13 protein-coding genes are annotated in these 18,079 nt (G+C 62.7%); 8 read left to right on the top strand and 5 right to left on the bottom strand.

The genetic code is table 11. From position 1 onward, the window contains the following. Nucleotides 1-369 precede the first annotated feature (369 nt). Nucleotides 370-1,686, top strand: a complete 1,317-nt coding sequence (locus ACMX2H_RS03005) for an MFS transporter (protein WP_414958907.1) — start codon at nt 370-372, stop codon at nt 1,684-1,686. Nucleotides 1,687-2,216: 530 nt separating this feature from the next. Here the strand turns inward: ACMX2H_RS03005 and ACMX2H_RS03000 are convergent. Next, a complete protein-coding gene (locus tag ACMX2H_RS03000; protein ID WP_414958906.1) occupies nt 2,217-2,969 on the bottom strand; it encodes an SDR family NAD(P)-dependent oxidoreductase in 753 nt (250 codons plus the stop codon). Nucleotides 2,970-3,226: 257 nt separating this feature from the next. Between ACMX2H_RS03000 and ACMX2H_RS02995 the strand changes: the two genes are divergently transcribed. The 4 genes from ACMX2H_RS02995 to ACMX2H_RS02980 all read left to right on the top strand — a co-directional run bounded on the left by ACMX2H_RS02995 (nt 3,227) and on the right by ACMX2H_RS02980 (nt 7,674). Further along, a complete protein-coding gene (locus tag ACMX2H_RS02995) occupies nt 3,227-3,763 on the top strand; it encodes a flavin reductase family protein (RefSeq protein ID WP_414958905.1) in 537 nt (178 codons plus the stop codon). A gap of 46 nt (nt 3,764-3,809) precedes the next feature. Then, nucleotides 3,810-4,943 carry a maleylacetate reductase gene (locus tag ACMX2H_RS02990; RefSeq protein ID WP_414958904.1) on the top strand — a complete coding sequence of 378 codons (1,134 nt, stop codon included), beginning with the start codon at nt 3,810-3,812 and terminating at the stop codon, nt 4,941-4,943. After that, nucleotides 4,943-5,860, top strand: a complete 918-nt coding sequence (locus tag ACMX2H_RS02985) for a dioxygenase family protein (protein WP_414958979.1) — start codon at nt 4,943-4,945, stop codon at nt 5,858-5,860. Before ACMX2H_RS02990 ends, ACMX2H_RS02985 begins: the two co-directional genes overlap by 1 nt. A gap of 443 nt (nt 5,861-6,303) precedes the next feature. Continuing rightward, entirely contained in the window at nt 6,304-7,674 is a 1,371-nt protein-coding gene (locus ACMX2H_RS02980) for a hypothetical protein (protein WP_414958903.1), read from the top strand. Between the two features lie 429 nt (nt 7,675-8,103). On the opposite strand, the gene ACMX2H_RS02975 is transcribed toward ACMX2H_RS02980, so the two are convergent. Further along, the gene (locus tag ACMX2H_RS02975; protein WP_414958902.1) at nt 8,104-8,595 is read right to left on the bottom strand and encodes a hypothetical protein; all 492 of its coding nucleotides are present in this window, start codon (nt 8,593-8,595) and stop codon (nt 8,104-8,106) included. Nucleotides 8,596-8,965: 370 nt separating this feature from the next. On the opposite strand from ACMX2H_RS02975, the gene ACMX2H_RS02970 reads away from it, so the two are divergent. Then, nucleotides 8,966-9,718, top strand: a complete 753-nt coding sequence (locus tag ACMX2H_RS02970; RefSeq protein ID WP_414958901.1) for a peptidoglycan-binding protein — start codon at nt 8,966-8,968, stop codon at nt 9,716-9,718. A 7-nt stretch (nt 9,719-9,725) separates the two neighbouring features. Continuing rightward, complete coding sequence (locus ACMX2H_RS02965; protein ID WP_414958900.1) at nt 9,726-12,218, top strand: hypothetical protein; 2,493 nt, start codon at nt 9,726-9,728, stop codon at nt 12,216-12,218. On the opposite strand, the gene ACMX2H_RS02960 is transcribed toward ACMX2H_RS02965, so the two are convergent. Then, nucleotides 12,169-12,930 carry a hypothetical protein gene (locus ACMX2H_RS02960; protein WP_414958899.1) on the bottom strand — a complete coding sequence of 254 codons (762 nt, stop codon included), beginning with the start codon at nt 12,928-12,930 and terminating at the stop codon, nt 12,169-12,171. The two genes, ACMX2H_RS02965 and ACMX2H_RS02960, sit on opposite strands and share 50 nt — an antisense overlap. A gap of 277 nt (nt 12,931-13,207) precedes the next feature. Between ACMX2H_RS02960 and ACMX2H_RS02955 the strand changes: the two genes are divergently transcribed. Continuing rightward, nucleotides 13,208-15,172: an oxidoreductase gene (locus ACMX2H_RS02955; protein ID WP_414958898.1), complete on the top strand. Its 1,965-nt coding sequence runs from the start codon at nt 13,208-13,210 to the stop codon at nt 15,170-15,172. A 31-nt stretch (nt 15,173-15,203) separates the two neighbouring features. On the opposite strand, the gene ACMX2H_RS02950 is transcribed toward ACMX2H_RS02955, so the two are convergent. Together ACMX2H_RS02950 and ACMX2H_RS02945 are read right to left on the bottom strand one after the other, a co-directional pair. Continuing rightward, nucleotides 15,204-16,394 (bottom strand): GGDEF domain-containing protein, encoded by a 1,191-nt coding sequence (locus ACMX2H_RS02950; RefSeq protein ID WP_414958897.1) that lies wholly within the window; start codon nt 16,392-16,394, stop codon nt 15,204-15,206. A gap of 161 nt (nt 16,395-16,555) precedes the next feature. Continuing rightward, entirely contained in the window at nt 16,556-18,076 is a 1,521-nt protein-coding gene (locus ACMX2H_RS02945; protein WP_414958896.1) for an acetyl-CoA hydrolase/transferase family protein, read from the bottom strand. Nucleotides 18,077-18,079 lie beyond the last annotated feature (3 nt).

Below are 18,079 nucleotides of genomic sequence, written 5' to 3'. Positions count from 1 at the left end.
CAGAGACTGGTCTTGTCCCTGGGGTATAGAAGCCGGCGGCCCCGAAGGGCTTGAGTCCTCAAAAACCAGGCGCTGTACCTGCTTAGTGCCTCAGCCGCTCTGTATAGCTAGAACTGGTATGCCCACCGCCCAACAGCAGGGTAGTACGGGGTCGGCGGCTTACATCCTGAGAGCGGGAACAACCGCTCCAGTCCATCTCCACAGATTTAGGTCCCTACGATGCACGCGGCTACCACTAAGAAGGGGGAGCCGCATCGAAACATTTACTGCACGGACTCGAAAAGAAGCCGGTGCACCGCATCTAATCTGCTCTTTGCGTTCAATACCACATCAAAGTCGATGGGAAAAACAAAAATGCTCAATGCAGGCATGCCTGATATTAACAATTCCTCCAACACCTCCGGACTCGACGCCGACGCCACGGTTTCGAAACACGGCCGCCGGGCCTGGATGGTGGTAGCCGGTTCAGCGGCAGCTCTCTCGGTGTCAGTAGTTCCCTTGTTTATGAGTACCAGCGGCGTGTTTCTGAAACCGATTAGCGACGAATTCGGATGGAGCCGTGGTGCGATCAGCGCCGGCGTTGCAATCGGCGGCCTCTTGAGCGTGCTGGTACAACCTATGGTGGGCTCCGCCATCGACAAATGGGGGGTGCGGCGCGTTGTGCCAGTCGGCGTAATCTTGATGGCCCTCAACCTTGCCGCGTTGGCGGTTACGCCAGCCGTCCTGGGGGTCTATGTCCTCCTTGTCGCCTTGTTGGCAGTGACCGGGGGTCCTCAGAACCCGGTCTCCTACGTCAAGACGGTAGCCCGATGGGTCGACCGCCGCCGCGGCTTGGCCATTGGGTTGGCTGTAACCGGGGTTGCCATTGGTCAGGCAGTTATTCCCCAATACGCGCAGTATCTTGTTGGCCTCTTCGGCTGGCGCGCAGGCTACTTCGGGCTTGCAGCACTGTTGCTAATCGTGGCTCTTCCCTGCGTCCTCGGCCTGGTCCGCGACCCGAAACCAGGTGAAGTCCCAGGAACAACTGTGCACCCCTTGGCTGCGGATCAAGCAACACAAAAGCTCACCGGTATTTCGGTTCGCTCCGCGCTTCGGAATCGCACCTTTTGGTTGCTGGCTTCCTCGGTCCTGCTGGCCACGATGGTTATCGTAGGCACTACCATCCACGCCGTGCCATTGCTGACAGACAACGGTTGGAGTCCCGCGGAAGCGGCGGGTTCTCTCGCCGCTTTAGGTATGGCATCAATCGCAGGACGAATTTTTGCCGGCCTGCTTTACGACCGCTTTCACGCGCCGAAGGTTGGCGCGATTGTATTCGCTGTGGCATGTCTCGGCATCGTTTTCCTGGCCTCCGGGACGGCACCTATTTTCGCATTGATCACGATTGGTTTCGCCGCAGGCGCCGAGACAGACCTCATCGCCTTTCTCGCCTCGCGTTACTTCGGCCTTCACTCCTACAGCCAACTGACAGGCTACCTCTTTGGAGCCGCCGGAATCGGCACCGGTCTGGGACCGGTTGTCTTGGGGACGGCATTTGACGTCAACGGCACCTACACGTCGGTGCTGTTCCTCTTCGCCGGGGCACTCCTGATCGCAGCAGCCCTCCTGCTGTTCCTACCGAAGACCTATCCCTTCCCGACCGGCAGCAAGGCAACTGAAAGCGGAAATGTTTCCATGACCAGCTGATCTATCCTGGCGCAGCAGAAGCCGTTTTCTTCACGTTGAACTGTTCGGCATCAAACGGAAGTCAAATCCTGCTGCTCCGGCACAAGAAGACTGGGGCCGGAGCAGCAGGACTTTGCTGCTCCGGCCCGTGGATTACTCCAGTCATCCGTAAGCGTTTGCTGAACTTCCAACGTAGGCCGTGGCCGTGTTCCGCCCGGATCCCTCACGGGCGCAGCGGTACCGTCCTGAAAGTTTTCAGCCTATTGTGCTGGCGGTATTATGCCGCCGGTACAAGCGCTCGCAAGGACTGGGATTTCGCCAGCTCCACAAGCAGGCCTGGGGGAGTAGGGGCAAATCGCCCGACGTGCCACCGTTCCACGCAGCAGCTCCATCTGATGGTTCAGCTCGATACATTCACACGCACCACTGCTGTCGCCACGTTCCGATCTCTTGATGATGAAATCGTCGAGCTTGGATTGAACTACAGCACGGCGTATCACCTTCAAGGGGATTTTCCGCGGCACGGTACCAGAGACCTGCTGGTTAATGGCTTAGCCGTGCTCAATACCCGAGACTACTCCCCCGTCAACCGCGAACTGGCTGCCAGTTGAATAAACTGCACGGGAAACGATGTAAATCATCATGTCGGCTACCTCTTCCGGCCGCCCGAACCGCGGTATGGGAAGGTTCCCAGCCACGGCGTCCTCCCGGGCGCCGCCCATCATCGCTGTGTCGATATAGCCGGGATGCAGAGAGTTGACCCTGATGCCGTACCGCCCCAACTCAAGCGCAGCTACCTTCGTCAGACCGTCGATCGCCATCTTGGTCGCAACGTAGTGTGCCAGTTTGGTGACCGGTACCGTTGCCGTCATCGAAGACGTGTTGACGATGGCTCCGCCGCCGGCCTGCTTCATGGAGGAAATCACGGCCGAGATCCCATTGAAGTGGCCTGTGAGGTTCACGTCCAGGGTCTTTTGCCATTCCTCCACAGTCATATCCTCCAGTAAGCGCGGAATGCTAACTCCTGCGTTATTTACCAAGATATCGACGTGTCCGCTGCCCCACTTCGGGTCTTCGGCCATTGTGACCGCAGCAGACCAATCATCTGGGTTCGTGACATCGAGTCGGATGAACCGAGCGGCGGCCCCAAGTTCCAGTGCGGTAGCTTCACCCGCCTTCGCATCAACATCACCGAGCACGACCTTGGCACCGTTTTGTACGAGCGCTGCTGCATGGGCTGCACCAATGCCCCTTCCTGCACCCGACACAAGTGCGGTACGCCCAGTCAATGGCGAATTAGACAAGATGGCCTCCTAAAATCAAAGACGATATAGCCGGATGAGTGCCAGCCTAGAAGTGAAAGTTTCTCGCCGCTGCAAGGTAGCGCTAATTCGCGTGGAACTACGCATACGCGTCTTCCGTGCATCCGAACTGGCGATGTTGATCAGGTAGCCGTTCGGGTATTCTCCTGCTGTTCCGTTATTCTCCCGTAGCCATAGGTTCGTAGGACCAATTGGCCTTCCTGCTTGGTGGGTCACCGAATTCGGAAGGGAGTTCCGCAATGGACACTGCAGTCCAACAGCGCAACAGCACCAATGACGTTTTGTCAGCAGATCATTTCAAGAGGGCCTTCAGAAACCATCCTGCAGGCGTCGCAGTGATCACTGCCGACCCAGGCGACGGTCCCGTCGCTTTGACCGCTACTTCAGTTATTTCCATCAGTGCCGCCCCTCCCATACTGGCCTTCTCACTTTCCTCAACCTCGTCGGCCAGCGCTGCCATACTCAAGGCCGAAACGGTGGTAATACACCTACTAACAGCTCATGACCTCCCTATCGCCCAACTCTGCTCGACGAGCGGTTTGGACAGGTTTGCTGACCTCACTCTCTGGCGCAGGCTCAGTACCGGCGAGCCCATCTTCCACTCCGTCGTCAACCGGATAAGAGGACGAATCGCCAATACCGTGGACGCGGGCGGGTCAACAATTGTTGCTGTAGAAGCCCTCGAAAGCAGCGTCACCGAGGCTCCAGCGGCTGTGTCTCCGCTTATCTACCACGACCGGACATGGCATCATCTGGGACGCCACTCCGTACTCTGAACCTGCGATTTGCCCTGCACGAATTCGGCCATCGGAAGGAACCGCTTTGCCTTTGAACTTCGAGCACATCACTTTGGGCCAGCGCGTGGTCTTCGAATCCGGCCGTTTCGCCCAAAACGTTGCCGCCGAGGGCCAGCGGCTTGGCGCGCAGCGTGTCATGCTCATCGCCTCCAACCGCGACCATGAACTGGTCTCCACACTATCGGCCGCGATTCCCGTGGCTCTGCGTTGGAACGAGGTCCGTCAGCATGTCCCGGTGGAGAACGCCGAGCGAGCCCGTGCAGCCGCGGCGGAGGCCGAAGTCGACCTTCTGGTGGCGGTAGGCGGGGGGTCAGCGACCGGCTTGGCGAAGGCCATAGCGTTAACCAGCAGCGTACCGATTGTTTCCGTACCCACCACTTTCTCCGGGTCGGAAGCGACGAATATGTGGGGCTTGACGGAGAACGGCACAAAGCGCACCGGAATCGATTTGAAGGTGCTGCCAGCCGCCGTCGTCTATGACGCGGAGCTGACGCTCCCCCTGCCCTTAGAGCTGGCAGTTTCCTCCGGCCTGAACGGACTGGCCCATGCGGTGGATTCACTGTGGGCGCCCCGGGCCGATCCGATCAACCAAGCGCTGGCGCTGGAGGGCGCGCGGTCGCTTGCGGGCGCCCTGCGGGGTCTCGTTGCGCACCCCGACGACCTCTCGGCCCGCGAGCAAGCCCTTTACGGCTGCTACCTCTCGGCTGTAGCTTTCGCGTCCGCCGGATCAGGCCTTCACCACAAAATCTGCCATGTGCTCGGTGGCACGTTCGATCTTCCACACGCACCCACCCACGCTGCGGTGTTGCCATATGTGCTTGCCCTGAATGCTCCTGCGGTCCCCGAGCTGGCAGCCCGACTGGCAGGTTCCCTGGGCACCCAGGATCCAGGAGAAGATCCGGCAGCGGCCGCCGTTGCCGCCCTCAGTGGTCTGCACACCATGCTCGGGGCACCAGGACAATTGCGCGGTGACAAATTCACCACCCGAGATATAGCCGAAGCGACAAGCCGAATCGTAGCTGCGGCGCCCTCGTCCAACCCTGTCGCTGTCACAGAAGAGAACATCACAATGTTGCTGTCCGACGCCCTCACTGGAGCAGTGCCAACTAGCCCCTTCCAATGGGCCCAGAATCCGACCCGCGAACAAGGAGCACCATGATGACTGACACCAGCCACACCAGCGGATCGAGGCCGGCCGTCTTAGCCGAGCAGTCCGCCGTCGAGGAAACCCTGACCCGGAATGTCCTGCGCTCGTTCGAGAACTGCACCGACCCGCGGCTTAAGCAGCTCATGCAAGGCCTTGTAACCCACCTGCACGCCTTCATCCGCGATGTCCGCCTGACCGAAGCCGAATGGAATAGGGCCATCGAATTCCTCACCGCCACCGGCCACATCACCGACGACAAGCGGCAGGAATTCATCCTGCTCTCCGATGTCCTCGGCGCCTCAATGCAGACCATCAACGTCAACAATGAGGCCTACATGAACGCCACGGAGGCCACCGTATTCGGCCCGTACTTCGTCGACGACGCCCCCGAAGTCGCGATCGGCGGCGATATCGCCGGCGGCGCCCCCGGCCAGCCCTGCTGGGTCGAAGGCACCGTCTGGGACACCGACGGCAACCCGGTCCCCGGAGCACGGATCGAAGTCTGGGAAGCCGACGAAGACGGCTTCTACGACGTCCAGTACACCGACGGCCGGGTCGCCGGACGCGCATACCTGTTCGCTGACCAGGACGGCAACTACAACTTCTGGGGCCTCACCCCGACCCCATACCCGATCCCGCACGACGGCCCGGTGGGACAGATACTCGAAGCAACCGGCCGGTCCCCGATGCGCGCCTCGCACCTGCACTTCATGGTCACCGCATCGGGCAAACGCACCCTAGTCACGCACATCTTCGTCAGCGGAGACCACCTGCTCAAATCCGACACGGTCTTCGGCGTCAAGGAATCGCTGATCAAAGACTTCGTGGAACATCCTCCCGGAGTGCCGGCCCCGGACGGACGCGACCTCGACGGACAAGGCTGGGTACACACCCGCTTCGACATCGTCCTCGCGCCCGAGAACGCTTAATCCATCATATCGCCGCCCTAACTGCGCGGACGATGCCAGGGGCGGCGGAAGAATGGTCGTCATCCTGAATTGTCCGCGACGGTGGTGCGGTATGTTTCGCCAAGTTTGCAGCACGACTTAACGATGCATTATTCGCCTGCCCTGCGGCTTGGGGCCTTCGTTCCGCCCCTTGCACGCGGCCCTTAGCGTGAGAATACCTGACCTCATACGCGATCCATAAAACGCGTAAGGGCGAATCAACCCTGCGCGGGCAGAATGATGGCTGAACAATCCATCACTTCCAGGCCGCAAGACCTGGACAAGGACGTCAACGATGAAGGGCTGACGAAAGGCCGGCGGACGCTGCGTCATCGCAGGTGCAAATGACAACGAACTCGGAGTAAACGAATGCCGGCCCAACCGCAGTGCAACGAAGCACGCAGAACCTAAAGGAGAACTAACAGATGTCAGCATCTACTGCTATTGCTGAGGGAGTCTTTACACTTTTCCAGGCGGGACCTAGGCAGGTCCCCTTTGAGTATGAAGGTGCACGTTCCGAAATACTCGCATCCAAAACGACGGCACATATCTGTACCGCGCTCCATGGAATTTCACCGGTGTACGACGTTAGTGGAACCGAAGCTCTTGAGTTCCTCCGTTCGGTATGCGTGAATTCCCTCGTTAACTTCGAAGTTGGTCAAATCCGCCACGCAGTGTTGTGCAATGAAAAGGGGCAGATACTTACCGACGGAGTCTTGGCACGCATTTCCGAGGACACCTACCGCTCATACTGGCTCGCCCCTGTCTTGGAGTACCGGCTGCTCAATAGCACATTTGATGTGCAAGGCACTGACAGGACATCTGAGGAATTTTTCATTCAGGTAGCTGGACCCCGGTCGCTCGAGATACTCGAACAAGCGGCTGGGGAAGACCTTCACGACATCAGGTTTGCCAGGCACCGCGTAGCCATGATTGCAGGCGTCCCGGTCCGTCTTATTCGACTTGGCATGGCCGGAGGCCTTGCCTACGAACTCCATGGCGACATGGCGGACACCGAAGCTGTTTACCGCGCCATCTGGGAAGCCGGTCAGCGGTTCGGAATGAAGAAGCTTGGACAGGCGGCCTACATGATGCAGCACACAGAGGCGGGCTTTCCAAACATAAATCTGCACTATCCCTTACCGTGGTACGAAGACCCCGATCTCGCGGCCTTCTTCGACACGCGACCCCATTCGGCAATGTTCAATAAGTACCGCGAGTTGGTTGGCAGTGTCGGTAACGAAATCGAAGACCGGTTCGTCACGCCACTACAGGTCGGCTGGAGAAAACTGGTCGACTTCAATCATGAGTTCATAGGTCGAGAGGCGTTGCTGAAGGCCGCCGAGACCGACGACCGCACGGCCGTTACATTGGTCTGGAACGAAGAGGACGTTGCGGATATATTCGCGTCCCAATTCAGAGGGCGAGACGTAGAGCCCTACGACTCGATCGACGAACGACTAGTGGACATGTACTTCAATACCAACGGTCGTTCGGGATTCGTTTACCATGCAGACTGGGTTCTCGACGAGAAGGGTGACCGGATTGGCACTTCGACCGGCCGAATCAACAGCGTCTTCTACCGGCGAATGATCTCTATTGCTTTTGTCAGCAAGAAGCATGTCGAAATCGGCCAGGAGTTGACAGTAGTGTGGGGCCGTCCCGGAACACCTCAAAAGAAGGTGCGAGCTACTGTGGCGCGCGTCCCGTTCTTTGATCTCGTCAACAACAACGAAGTCGACGTTGAGACGATCCCTCATCCGAACTTTGAGGTCCTTCACGAGCCCGTTTCGTGAACAGCTATCAGGGAAAAGTGGCCAGTAAAGGAGATGCTCGGGCCTGAATGTTGGGTTCCCGCTTCTCCCTTTGTTCATAGAAGGCCGAGACATCTTCAAGGGCAAGAATAGTTGTCTGCGGATTGGTACTGATATGCAACTGCCCCTGTGTGGGGGTTCGTCCCAGAACTCCCACACAGGGGTTAAGTGTCTTTCAAATTGCGCTTCCTGTTCTTATCTTGAACGTGCAGGAACCTCTGTTAGGAACAGTCTTAGCTAATGTGCAGCGCCTCGATTGGATCGCATCGAAGCATCGGAATGGTTGATGCTATGTATTCAAAGTGGTGCCAGATGACAGGATCATTGAGAAACTGCAATGACAAATATCCTGAGAATTGCGGTTCTGACGGTCCAGGAGTGCCAACTGGGTTGAGACCCTACAAGTAGTGGCTAGCCCGGCTTCGGGCAGTTCCAGTGCTCGGACTTCATCCGTCGAAGCTCACCGTTTTTGGCAGGGTCGAGTATGTGGCTTTTCCAGACCTGTTCAGGGTCTTCGAAGAATTTCGCGAAGTAGGGATCGGAAACCCAGATATCGAGCATTGCCAGGGCGGCTGCCTGCCGGCCCTGATCGCTACCTTCGTGGGCGTCCAGAAACTCGCCTTCCCAAGCGCAGCGCCAGTACGTGGACGCGATGCTCTCGCCCAGCGAGTCGGCTTCGTAACGTGCGTGAGGATCGTCATAGCCTTTGGGAATAGTTGCAGGCCAGTTCGTACCTGCGGGAAGGGCATGGGGAAAGCTCTCGACCGCCGCCAGATAGAACGCCGGAACGTCCTTGAGGCCGACGAAGCCTAAATCGTCGACCAGGGATTCCAGCGGGGGGGCTGGAAGTAGGGACGGCAGTTGTAGATGCGGGCAACGCCCCGGACTCCCTCGCAGCTTCAATGGCGGATCCTCCCAGAGGCTCCGGTGCGGAAGCCTCGGGCTTTAGGCCGTTGCCGCAACCAGCCAGCGGCAGCATCAGGGCGACAGCAGCTGTCAGGGTGGCCACCTTGCGCATCGTCTCTCCAAGCCTGTCGTGTATCAGCGTTTGTTTCACGCTAGCCGCGGCACTGGCAACGCCACAGGTTGCGACGTTGCGAAGCAATAACTTCTGATTGGCTTCCCGATGGAAGGATTCATCAGTATGCTTTTCATCGAGCACAGAGGAAGGCTGACGACGAGGGCCCGGTGCAGCCGGGCCGTTGACAAGAATCGACATCTTTCGACCACCTGTTGGAACAGCAGGCGCGTAGCGCCGGAGACGGAGATTTAGATGAGCAACGAAAACGGACCCACACCGCTGTCGCCGGAGGAACTCGAAGCCCAGTCCGGGACCGCGCTGCCGGACAAGGAAGTCGCCTCCATTCTGGATTTGAATGCGGACCTGGATCTGGCCATCGATGCGGCCGCCCCGATCGACTTGGCCGTGGCAGCGAATGCTAACGTTGCGGCCCCCATCGATGCTGCCGTCTCGGCCAACATCCTCTCCGACGGCTCCACCGCGCAGGCCTTGTCCGATCAGGGAGTCATCATCGACCAGGGCATCGCTGCCGACGCGACCGCCGAGTCTGCACAGGACAGCACCATCGACCAAGGCAACGACACCGTGGACGGTACAGAGGCACCCGCAGGCTCCGCAGCTGCTGGCACGGACGCGGACGCGGGAGATTCCGGCCTGCCGGAGCAGGGCATCACCGGGGAGGAGGCCACCGAACCGGCGCTGCTGCCAGACGGCACACTGCCTGACACTGGATCGGTCACCGAAGGCCTGGGCTCGAGCCTCGACGGGAACCTGCTCAACATCAACGTTGACCTTGCCGCGGATGCCGACATAGCCGCCCCGATCAACGGTGCCGTGGCCGCGAATGCGAACGTCGCCGCACCGATTGACGCAGCAGTTGCCGCGAATATCGGGTCGATAGACAGCCAAGCGACCGCGGTGTCGCAGCAGGACGCCATCATCAACCAACAGATCGACGGCGCCGCCGAGGCCAACGCCGGCCAGCAGTCCGACCTCGAACAATAGTCCCCGCATGACCACGAGTCCGAGCGGGCCGCCAGCCCGTGGCGGTCCGCTGCCCGGCGGCCAGTCTGTCGCGCCGTCGATCGACGTCCCGGCACTGGCCGACGGCGTCCAACTCCTCGGAACAGCGCAGGGTTCCGGCTTTAGGGAGCCGCCCGCGCTGGTCCGGCGCGCAGACGGGCAAACAATCCAGCTCACGCCACTGCTCTATGCGGTGCTGGAGGGCGTGGACGGCTCCCGCAACCTCGACCAGATCGCGGAGCACGCTAGTCAAACGTCCGGCAGGCTGATCACCGCCGAAAACGTACAGACCCTGATCGAAAAACAGTTGTTGCCACTGGGCCTGTTGCGCCTTGCTGACGGCTCGGAACCGGACGTTAAGAAATCCAGCCCGCTGTTGGGCATGCGCTTCCGCTACACGGTCACCGATCCCGCGCGGACCCGGAAGCTGACCGCGCCGTTCGCCGCACTGTTCCATCCCTTGATCGCGTTGCCCGTTACCGCGGCCTTCCTGGCGGCGTGCTGGTGGGTGCTGCTGGTCAAGGGCTTGGGCTCGGCAACGCACCAAGCCTTCGCCAACCCTGGATTACTGCTGCTGGTCTTCGCGGTCACCATCCTCTCCGCTGGCTTCCACGAGTTCGGCCATGCTGCGGCGGCTCGCCGCGGCGGCGCAACCCCGGGGGCCATGGGGGTTGGTCTGTACCTGATCTGGCCCGCTTTCTACACCGACGTGACGGACTCCTACCGGTTGGGGCGCGGCGGCCGGATCCGTACGGATCTTGGCGGCCTGTATTTCAATGCCATCGTGGTGGTGGGCACCATGGGCGTCTGGTGGCTCAGCGGCTTCGATGCGCTGCTGCTGGTGGTAGTGACCCAGATCCTGCAAATGGTGCGCCAACTGCTGCCCCTGGTCCGCTTCGACGGCTACCACATCCTCGCCGACGCAACCGGGGTCCCCGATCTGTTTCAACGAATTAAGCCCACGTTGCTGGGACTGCTGCCGTGGCGGTGGTCCGACCCGGAACCCAAGATGCTCAAGCCCTGGGCCAGGGCCGTGGTGACCGGGTGGGTCCTGATCACGGTGCCGCTGCTGTTGTTCTGCCTCGTCATGATGGTGGTCTCGCTTCCCCGGGTGCTGGGAACGGCGTGGGCCAGCATGATGGAACAACAGAGGCTGCTGGCGGAGGCTGGTTCGGACGGCGATATCGCGGGCATGACGGTGCGTGTCCTGGCCATCACCGCCGTCGCCCTTCCCATTCTGGGCATTACCTACATCCTGGTGCGCATGGCCCGACAACTCGGCACCGCGGTCTGGACGAAAACCCGCGGCCGGCCGCTCCGACAGGTCACCGCCATCGCCGCTGCCGCCGCCGTGTTCGCCGGCTTGGCCTGGGCTTGGTGGCCCGGTGACGGGGCCTACCGCCCGGTCCAGCCCTACGAACGCGGAACATTGCTCGATGCAGCAGCTGCCGTCTTTCCGGCTTCATCAGCGGGGCTTGCCGAAGGCCACTCCCGCCAAACCGTGGCGGCGTGGCCATCCGAAACGGACCTGCCAGGGCCGGAGAAACCCCAACTGGCAATGGTCATGGTTCCCCGCGGGGCTTCCACCGCGGATACCAGCGAAGATCCAATGAACGACGACGACGACGGCGGCGGCCGCGCGGATGCTGACGCTGCCGCCGGAGACACGCCGCCGGCTTGGGTCTTCCCCTTCGACCGACCGCTAGCTCCCGGCGAAGACGGAAACCAAGCCCTGGCCGTCAACGTCGAGGACGGATCCGTTGTCTACGACGTTGCCTTCGCCCTTGTCTGGGCGGAAGGCGGACCGGTAGACGCCACGAACGAGGCGTATGCGTTCGCTTCCTGCCGGGACTGCGCCGCCGTCGCCGTCGGCTTCCAGGTTGTCCTGATCCTCGGCCAGGCGGACGTCGTCGTCCCGCAAAACCTTTCGGCCGCGGCCAACTACAACTGCATCGAATGCCTCACCTACGCCCTAGCCAGCCAGCTTGTCCTCACCCTCGACGGTCCGCTCAGCGACGCGGGGATGGCCGAACTGGAAACCCTGTGGGAAGAGATAGCACGGTACGGGCAGTCGCTCGAAGACATTCCCCTCAGTGAAATCCAAGCCCGGCTGAACGACTACAAGACCCGCATTCTCGGCATCATCGAACAGGACGCCGCGTTAAGTGATAGCCGCGCCGACGCAGAGACCGACGCAGACACGGATGTGGAGACCGATACTCAGCCGACCTCCGGACAAGGTGGAGACCGGGAACCGCAACCGCCGGGCGAATCAACCACCGTCGCACCCGAGACCGGCAGCTCTGACCCGGACTCGTCAGCGGACGCCACACCGCCTGCAGAGACCGATGGCGAACCGCCGCCAGCTCCGGTCACCACCAGCACGCCGCAGCCGGCACCCGAGCCGGAGCCTACTCCTGAACCCGCTCCGGCTAATGAGCCGACGCCGGTGCCGACCGGGGCCGATGCCGCCACGCGCTGATCAACAACCAGATACTCCAGACGCTGCTCGCCGCTATCCCGACCAGGGTCGGTATGGTGTTGGCCGGGGAAAAGCCTTCGGTGCCTACGACCCAGCCCTGCACCAGATAAGCGAATCCGGTCAGTCCCATGAAGGAACCCACGAACCTGGACACCCTGCCGCTCCAGATGATCGCCACGGCAAACAGCACCAGCGAGAGCCCCAGCAAGAGGCTCTGGTAGCTCCGGACACCCCATTCCAGCCAGCGGACACCCTCCGCGACATCGAAGCGACCTCCCTTAGCCGCCTCCGGTGCCGCCGCCCACGCGTCCACGGCGTGTTTCAGGGCGACGCCATCCACGGCTTGGAGGACTGCATAAAGCGCCAGCGCTCCGATGGCGGCGACAGCGGCAAACCTTGCCAGCCAGCAAGCAGCGCCGAGACGGAGGTCCAAGGCCACGAACAGGACCAGCAGTCCCGCGATCAGGATCGCCATCCCCACGAACTGGGCCAGATGGATCCCGGTCCACGCAGCACTGCTCGCATACTCGGAGAACGCCGCTGCATGATCGTTCGCATTGGCGTTGTCAGGGTGGAAAAGCCCGGCTAGCAGCGAGACCAGCACCCCGGCGAAAAGCAGGGTTGCAGCCAGCCGCAGCGGCGAACGAAGGGGCGCAGGGGAGCTCGGGTCATTATCCGGCGTGGGCCGGACGGCGCCGTCGGCTTGATCCACTGGTCCACCTCCTGACGGTGCCGGCCTCGCCGTGCTGGCCTCGCCTTGCCGGCCGCGCCCGGCCGGCACCGTCTCGCCGCAGTGGGCCTCTCGGGCCCGGACAGGACGCAACGGAATCGAGCCCATCGTCCCAACAGTGTGCTCCGGGCAGCATCGCTTGTCGAGAAGACCGCAAGGGGCGTGGATCGCCATAACGACGGGACCAAGGGGGGCCCACGGGCAGGAGGCGGCGTCGGCGGCTTCTTCGCCTTGACTCGCTACACTGACGGCATCAACGGTGATCGGGGGCGCGGTGCAGCGGCAGTGGCGGAATGACGAACGACGGCGGGCGGTCGGGTCCGCTGGTGCGGCAGTGCTGGCGCTGGGAATCTTGACGGCGTGCGGGCAGCTTCCGGGGGAGCGCAGTGAATCACCGCGCGAACCGGCAGAGTTGGTAGACGCCGTTGACTGCACGGCAACCGACGCCATGGCTGAACTAGGGGAGCCATCCCGCACTCCGCCCCCGGCGGCCGGCGGAGTGCCGGACGGATTTGTTCCGGTCGAAATAATCCGCTGCGACGCCTTCATGTTGGCCACCGTCGAAGACGAGGAAGGCCTGTGGTCCGCGGTGACGGAGGAGCGCCTCGCCGGGAACATCGCCGCACTGGTGGACGCGCTGGCCGAGCCCAGCGACGGGCCCATTCCGAACCAGGCCTGCACCGCGGACATGGAACTGGTTCCCGACCTCTGGCTGGTGGACGCCGAGGGTCGGGCCATGCGCGCGGCGTGGCCGACGAATTCCTGCGGGAAGACGAAGCCCGGAGCGCGGACGATGGTCGGCGGCATGCAGGTGGTCGAGTCGACGCAGCACAAGATTAAACTCATCCATCCGCGGGCGGCACTGGACGCGAACTGCCCCGCGGAGTGGAGCATCACGCCTGAGACCGGGATAGCCCTCGCACCGCCGATCGGGGAACTGCCCGGTCCCGATGCCGCCCACGACGGTGAGGCCGTACCGGGCTCCCCGGGCCGGCTGCCCAGTGCGGATGAAGCCGACACGCTGCGGATCTGCCAGTACCGAACGGACCCGGCACCGAATGAAGAGGCTGATCCTGCAACCGGCACGGAGCAGGATCCGCCGTTTAAAAGCATCAAGATCGTCTCGGGAACGTTCTCCAGCGGCGGAAGCCTCGGAGGCTCCGCCAAGGACGCCATTTTGAAAGCAACCGCTGCTGACGCTGTCGATGCCACATGCGACGACGAGGCAGCGGAGTTCGCGGTCTTGTGGCCGGTCGCCAATGGACAGGACGTCGGTGCACCGTTGACCGCAGAACTCGACGGCTGCCAGCGGCTCTTCGGGCCGGATGGCGCAGCCCGGACGCTGCCGCAGGAGGCGCGCACCGCCGTCGTCGTCGCCCTGGGGAAGCGAGGAAAAGCCGTGGGGGACAAAGTGGCACTGGTGACCGGGGCATCGTCCGGGATCGGCGAGCATACCTGCCGTGAACTGGCCGGTCGCGGCTTCACGGTCTATGCGGCGGCGCGCCGGGTGGAACGGATGCGTCCGCTGGAAGGGCACGGCGTCCGCGTCCTTGGCATGGACCTGACCGACGACGGGTCGATGGTCGCCGGAATAGAGCGCATCCTGAGCGAACAGGGCCGCCTGGACGTGCTGGTCAACAACGCCGGCTACGCGTCGTACGGTGCCGTGGAGGACGTGCCGCTGGCTGATGCCCGGCAGCAATTCGAAGTGAACGTGTTCGCCATGGGGCGGCTTATCCAGTTGGCAGCCCCCGCCATGCGGGCGCAGGGGCGCGGCCGGATCATCAACGTGTCTTCGATCGGCGGCGTCTTCTACGAACCGCTGGGCGGCTGGTACCACGCGGCCAAATTTGCGGTCGAAGGCCTGTCGGACAGTCTGCGGGTGGAGCTCAAGCCCTTCGGCATCGATGTGGTGATCATCCAGCCCGGGCCGATTCAGACCGAGTGGAGCTCGATCGCGGTGAGCAGCCTGCTGCAGAGCTCGGAGGGGACGGCCTACGAACAGCAGGCCGAGAGCGTGGCCCGAACGGTCGCAGCGGCCTATGAGGCGCGGACCGCGACGGCGCCGGAAATGGTGGGCCGGCGGATTGCCCGCGTCGCGGCTGCCCGCCGCACCCGCAGCCGGTACCCGGTGGGCCGGGGCGCTCGCACCATCATGAGCGCCCGCCGGCTGCTGCCGGACAGGGTCTTCGACGCCGCGCTCGCCCGGGTGTACCAGCGCTGAGCTGCCGTCAACGCCGCGAAGGCGCAGCCAGCTAGACCTTGGCGCCGGGCATCAGCCCGTCCGGATTGCCGTGCTCGACGGCCAGCACGGCCCGGTCCCGGCCTTGGGATTTAGCCTGGTAGAGCGCCTCGTCGGCAGCCGCGATGATGTCCGCCAAGGCGTCCGCGCCGCGCTCCCCAATCGGCGCGATTCCGTAACTGACGGTCGGCAGAACCAGGTCCGGGGAAGCGGTTTGGCGCAGGACGGTGCTGATCAAATGGGTCAGGTCTTCGGCCTGCTCCGCATCCGCCCCGGGCAACAGCAGGATGAACTCCTCACCCCCGTACCGGCCCACCAAGTCAGTGGAGCGGACCGTCCCGGTGCACGCGGCGGCAAAGGCACGCAGGGCGGTGTCGCCAGCGGCATGCCCGTTGGCGTCGTTAATCTGCTTGAAGTGATCCAGGTCCGCCAGCACCAACGTGCCGGAGGCGCCTGCCCTCTGCAGCGCCTGCATGCGTTCGGCTGCCAGCTCCAGAAAGGCGCTGCGGTTCAACAATCCGGTCAGGCCATCGTGCAGCGCGCGTTTGCGCAAATCCACCGCAGCCTGTTCGGCGCTGAAGGCGGCCATGCTGAAGGAAACCACCATGAGCAGGGTCATGGTCACCAGGGTGGTTGGCCCGGAGCCGAAGACTCGCTGGAAGAATGCACCGTCGGGGCCGTCGGCGAGGAAGGCGACCAGCCGGCACAGGTAAAAGAATCCCATGAAGGCCGAGGTGAGCGCCAAGGAGGTCCGCAACCGCGGCGAGGCCCGGCGCAGCAGGAACAGCTCAGCCGACGAAAGCAACAGGAACAGTGCCATGCAGCCCAGAAACGCCGGGCCGCCGGCCCAGACATTGACGGCCGGATGATCCACCGCGGCGGTGCCGGCCGCCACGGCCAGGGCCGGAATCAACAGCCACGGCATCGGCTTGAGCGAACGAAGCGAACGGGCCGCGGTCCAGACACTCCAAGCCCCGGCCACGCCGAAGACGTTTCCGAGCGGATTGGCCCACCACTGAACGGCCGTCCCGTTCAGCAGGTACGCGGTGGCGGAGCACAGGAACAGGACCAAGGCGGCGCACCACCAGGCACTGTAGGCTGCGCGGGTCCGTCGGAACGTCACCAGATAGAACAGCAACAGCAGTGCCAGCGACATCGCGCCAAAGGCGACCCTGAGGGTCACAGTGTCCAGCTGCAAGGTCATGTCCCCTCGTCTGCCGGAATCGCCGGCGTACCGTCGGCGGAATCGTTGACATCGTCAGCTGCAGCAACCCGCACTGTGGTGAGACGACATCCGGCGAAAAGCATACCTTTAACCAGGTGGCCGGACCGGCTCTTCTGGCGCTACCGGCAGAAATATAACGGCTAGCCCAGACACGGACGCATATTGCCCGTCTCCACGAAGCGCTGGTGCCAGGACAAGGCCTCGCCGAGCAGGTGCGGGGTGTGCTTCGCATAGCTGTCCCGGCACGCCCGGTCGAAATAGTCCTGCAGCAGCGGCCGGTAGTCCGGATGCGCACAGGTTTCGATAATCTTGCGGGCGCGCTGCTTGGGCGAGAGCCCACGCAGGTCTGCCAAGCCGTGTTCGGTCACCACGATCATGGTGTCGTGCTCGGTATGGTCCACATGGCTGGCCATCGGCACGATGCTGGAGATCTTTCCGCCCTTCGCCGTGCTCGGGGACATGAACACGGACAGGTAGCCGTTCCGGGCGAAGTCCCCGGAGCCACCGATGCCGTTCATCACCTTGCTGCCGGCAATGTGGGTGGAGTTGATGTTGCCGTAGATGTCCGCCTCGATCATGCCGTTCAGCGCTATGCAGCCCAGCCGCCGGATCAGTTCAGGGTGGTTGGAGATCTCCTGAGTGCGCAGGATGATGCGCTCGCGGTAGTAGTCAACGTTGGCGTTGAACTCCGCCACGCCGGCTTGGCTCAGCGAGAAGGACGTGGCCGACGCCATCCGCAGCACGCCGTCCTTGATCAGCTTGAGCATGCCGTCCTGGATCACCTCGGTGAAGGCGGTCAGGCCGCGGTAGCCGCCGGCGGCCAGGCCTTCCAGCACCGCATTGGGGATATTGCCGACGCCGGACTGCAGCGGCAGGAGCTGTTCCGTCAGGCGTCCGCGCTGGACCTCTTGGTCCAGAAAGTCCAGCAGGTGGCCGGCGATTTGCTGCGAGGTCTCGTCCGGCGGGTTGAAGGGGGAGTTCCGGTCCGGAGCGTTGGTGTGGACGATCGCGACGATCTTCTCCGGATCCACCTGCAGGTAGGGTTCGCCGATCCGGTCGTCCGGGTTCAGCAGCTGGATCGGTTTCCGGTTCGGCGGCAGCGCGGTGCCGTAGTAGACGTCATGCATGCCCTCCAGCTCGGCCGGCTGCGCACTGTTGACCTCCACAATCACCTTGTCTGCCTGCTCCAGCCAGGTCTTGTTGTTGCCCACCGACGACGACGGGATCAGCCGGCCGTCCTCCAGCACACCGACCACTTCGACAATCGCCAGGTCCACCACGCCGAAGAACCCGTACCAGGTGTGCTGGGCAACGTGGCTGAGGTGGATGTCGATGTAGTCCAGTTCGCCGGCGTTGATGCGCTCGCGCAGCGCCGGGTCGGATTGGTAGGGCAGGCGCAACTCCATGCCGTCCACCTTGGCTAGTGCGCCGTCGAGCTCGGGGGCGGTTGATGCACCGGTCAGCACGCGGATCTTGAACTGCTCGCCCGCCGCATGGGCGGTTTCCATCCTCTCGGCCAGCGCCTGCGGCACGGTCTTCGGGTAGCCGGCCCCGGTGAAGCCGCTCATGGCCACCGTCATGCCGGGTTTGATCAGTTCGGCCGCCTGCTCGGCGGACATTACGCGCTCGAGCATGCGGGCATTGCGAATGCGGTCTTGCATCAT

It is taken from the genome of Arthrobacter sulfonylureivorans, from assembly GCF_047607445.1.
Classification (GTDB): domain Bacteria; phylum Actinomycetota; class Actinomycetes; order Actinomycetales; family Micrococcaceae; genus Crystallibacter; species Crystallibacter sulfonylureivorans_A.
Note: the sequence above shows the minus strand (reverse complement) of the source record. Positions and strands in the feature narration are given on the sequence as shown.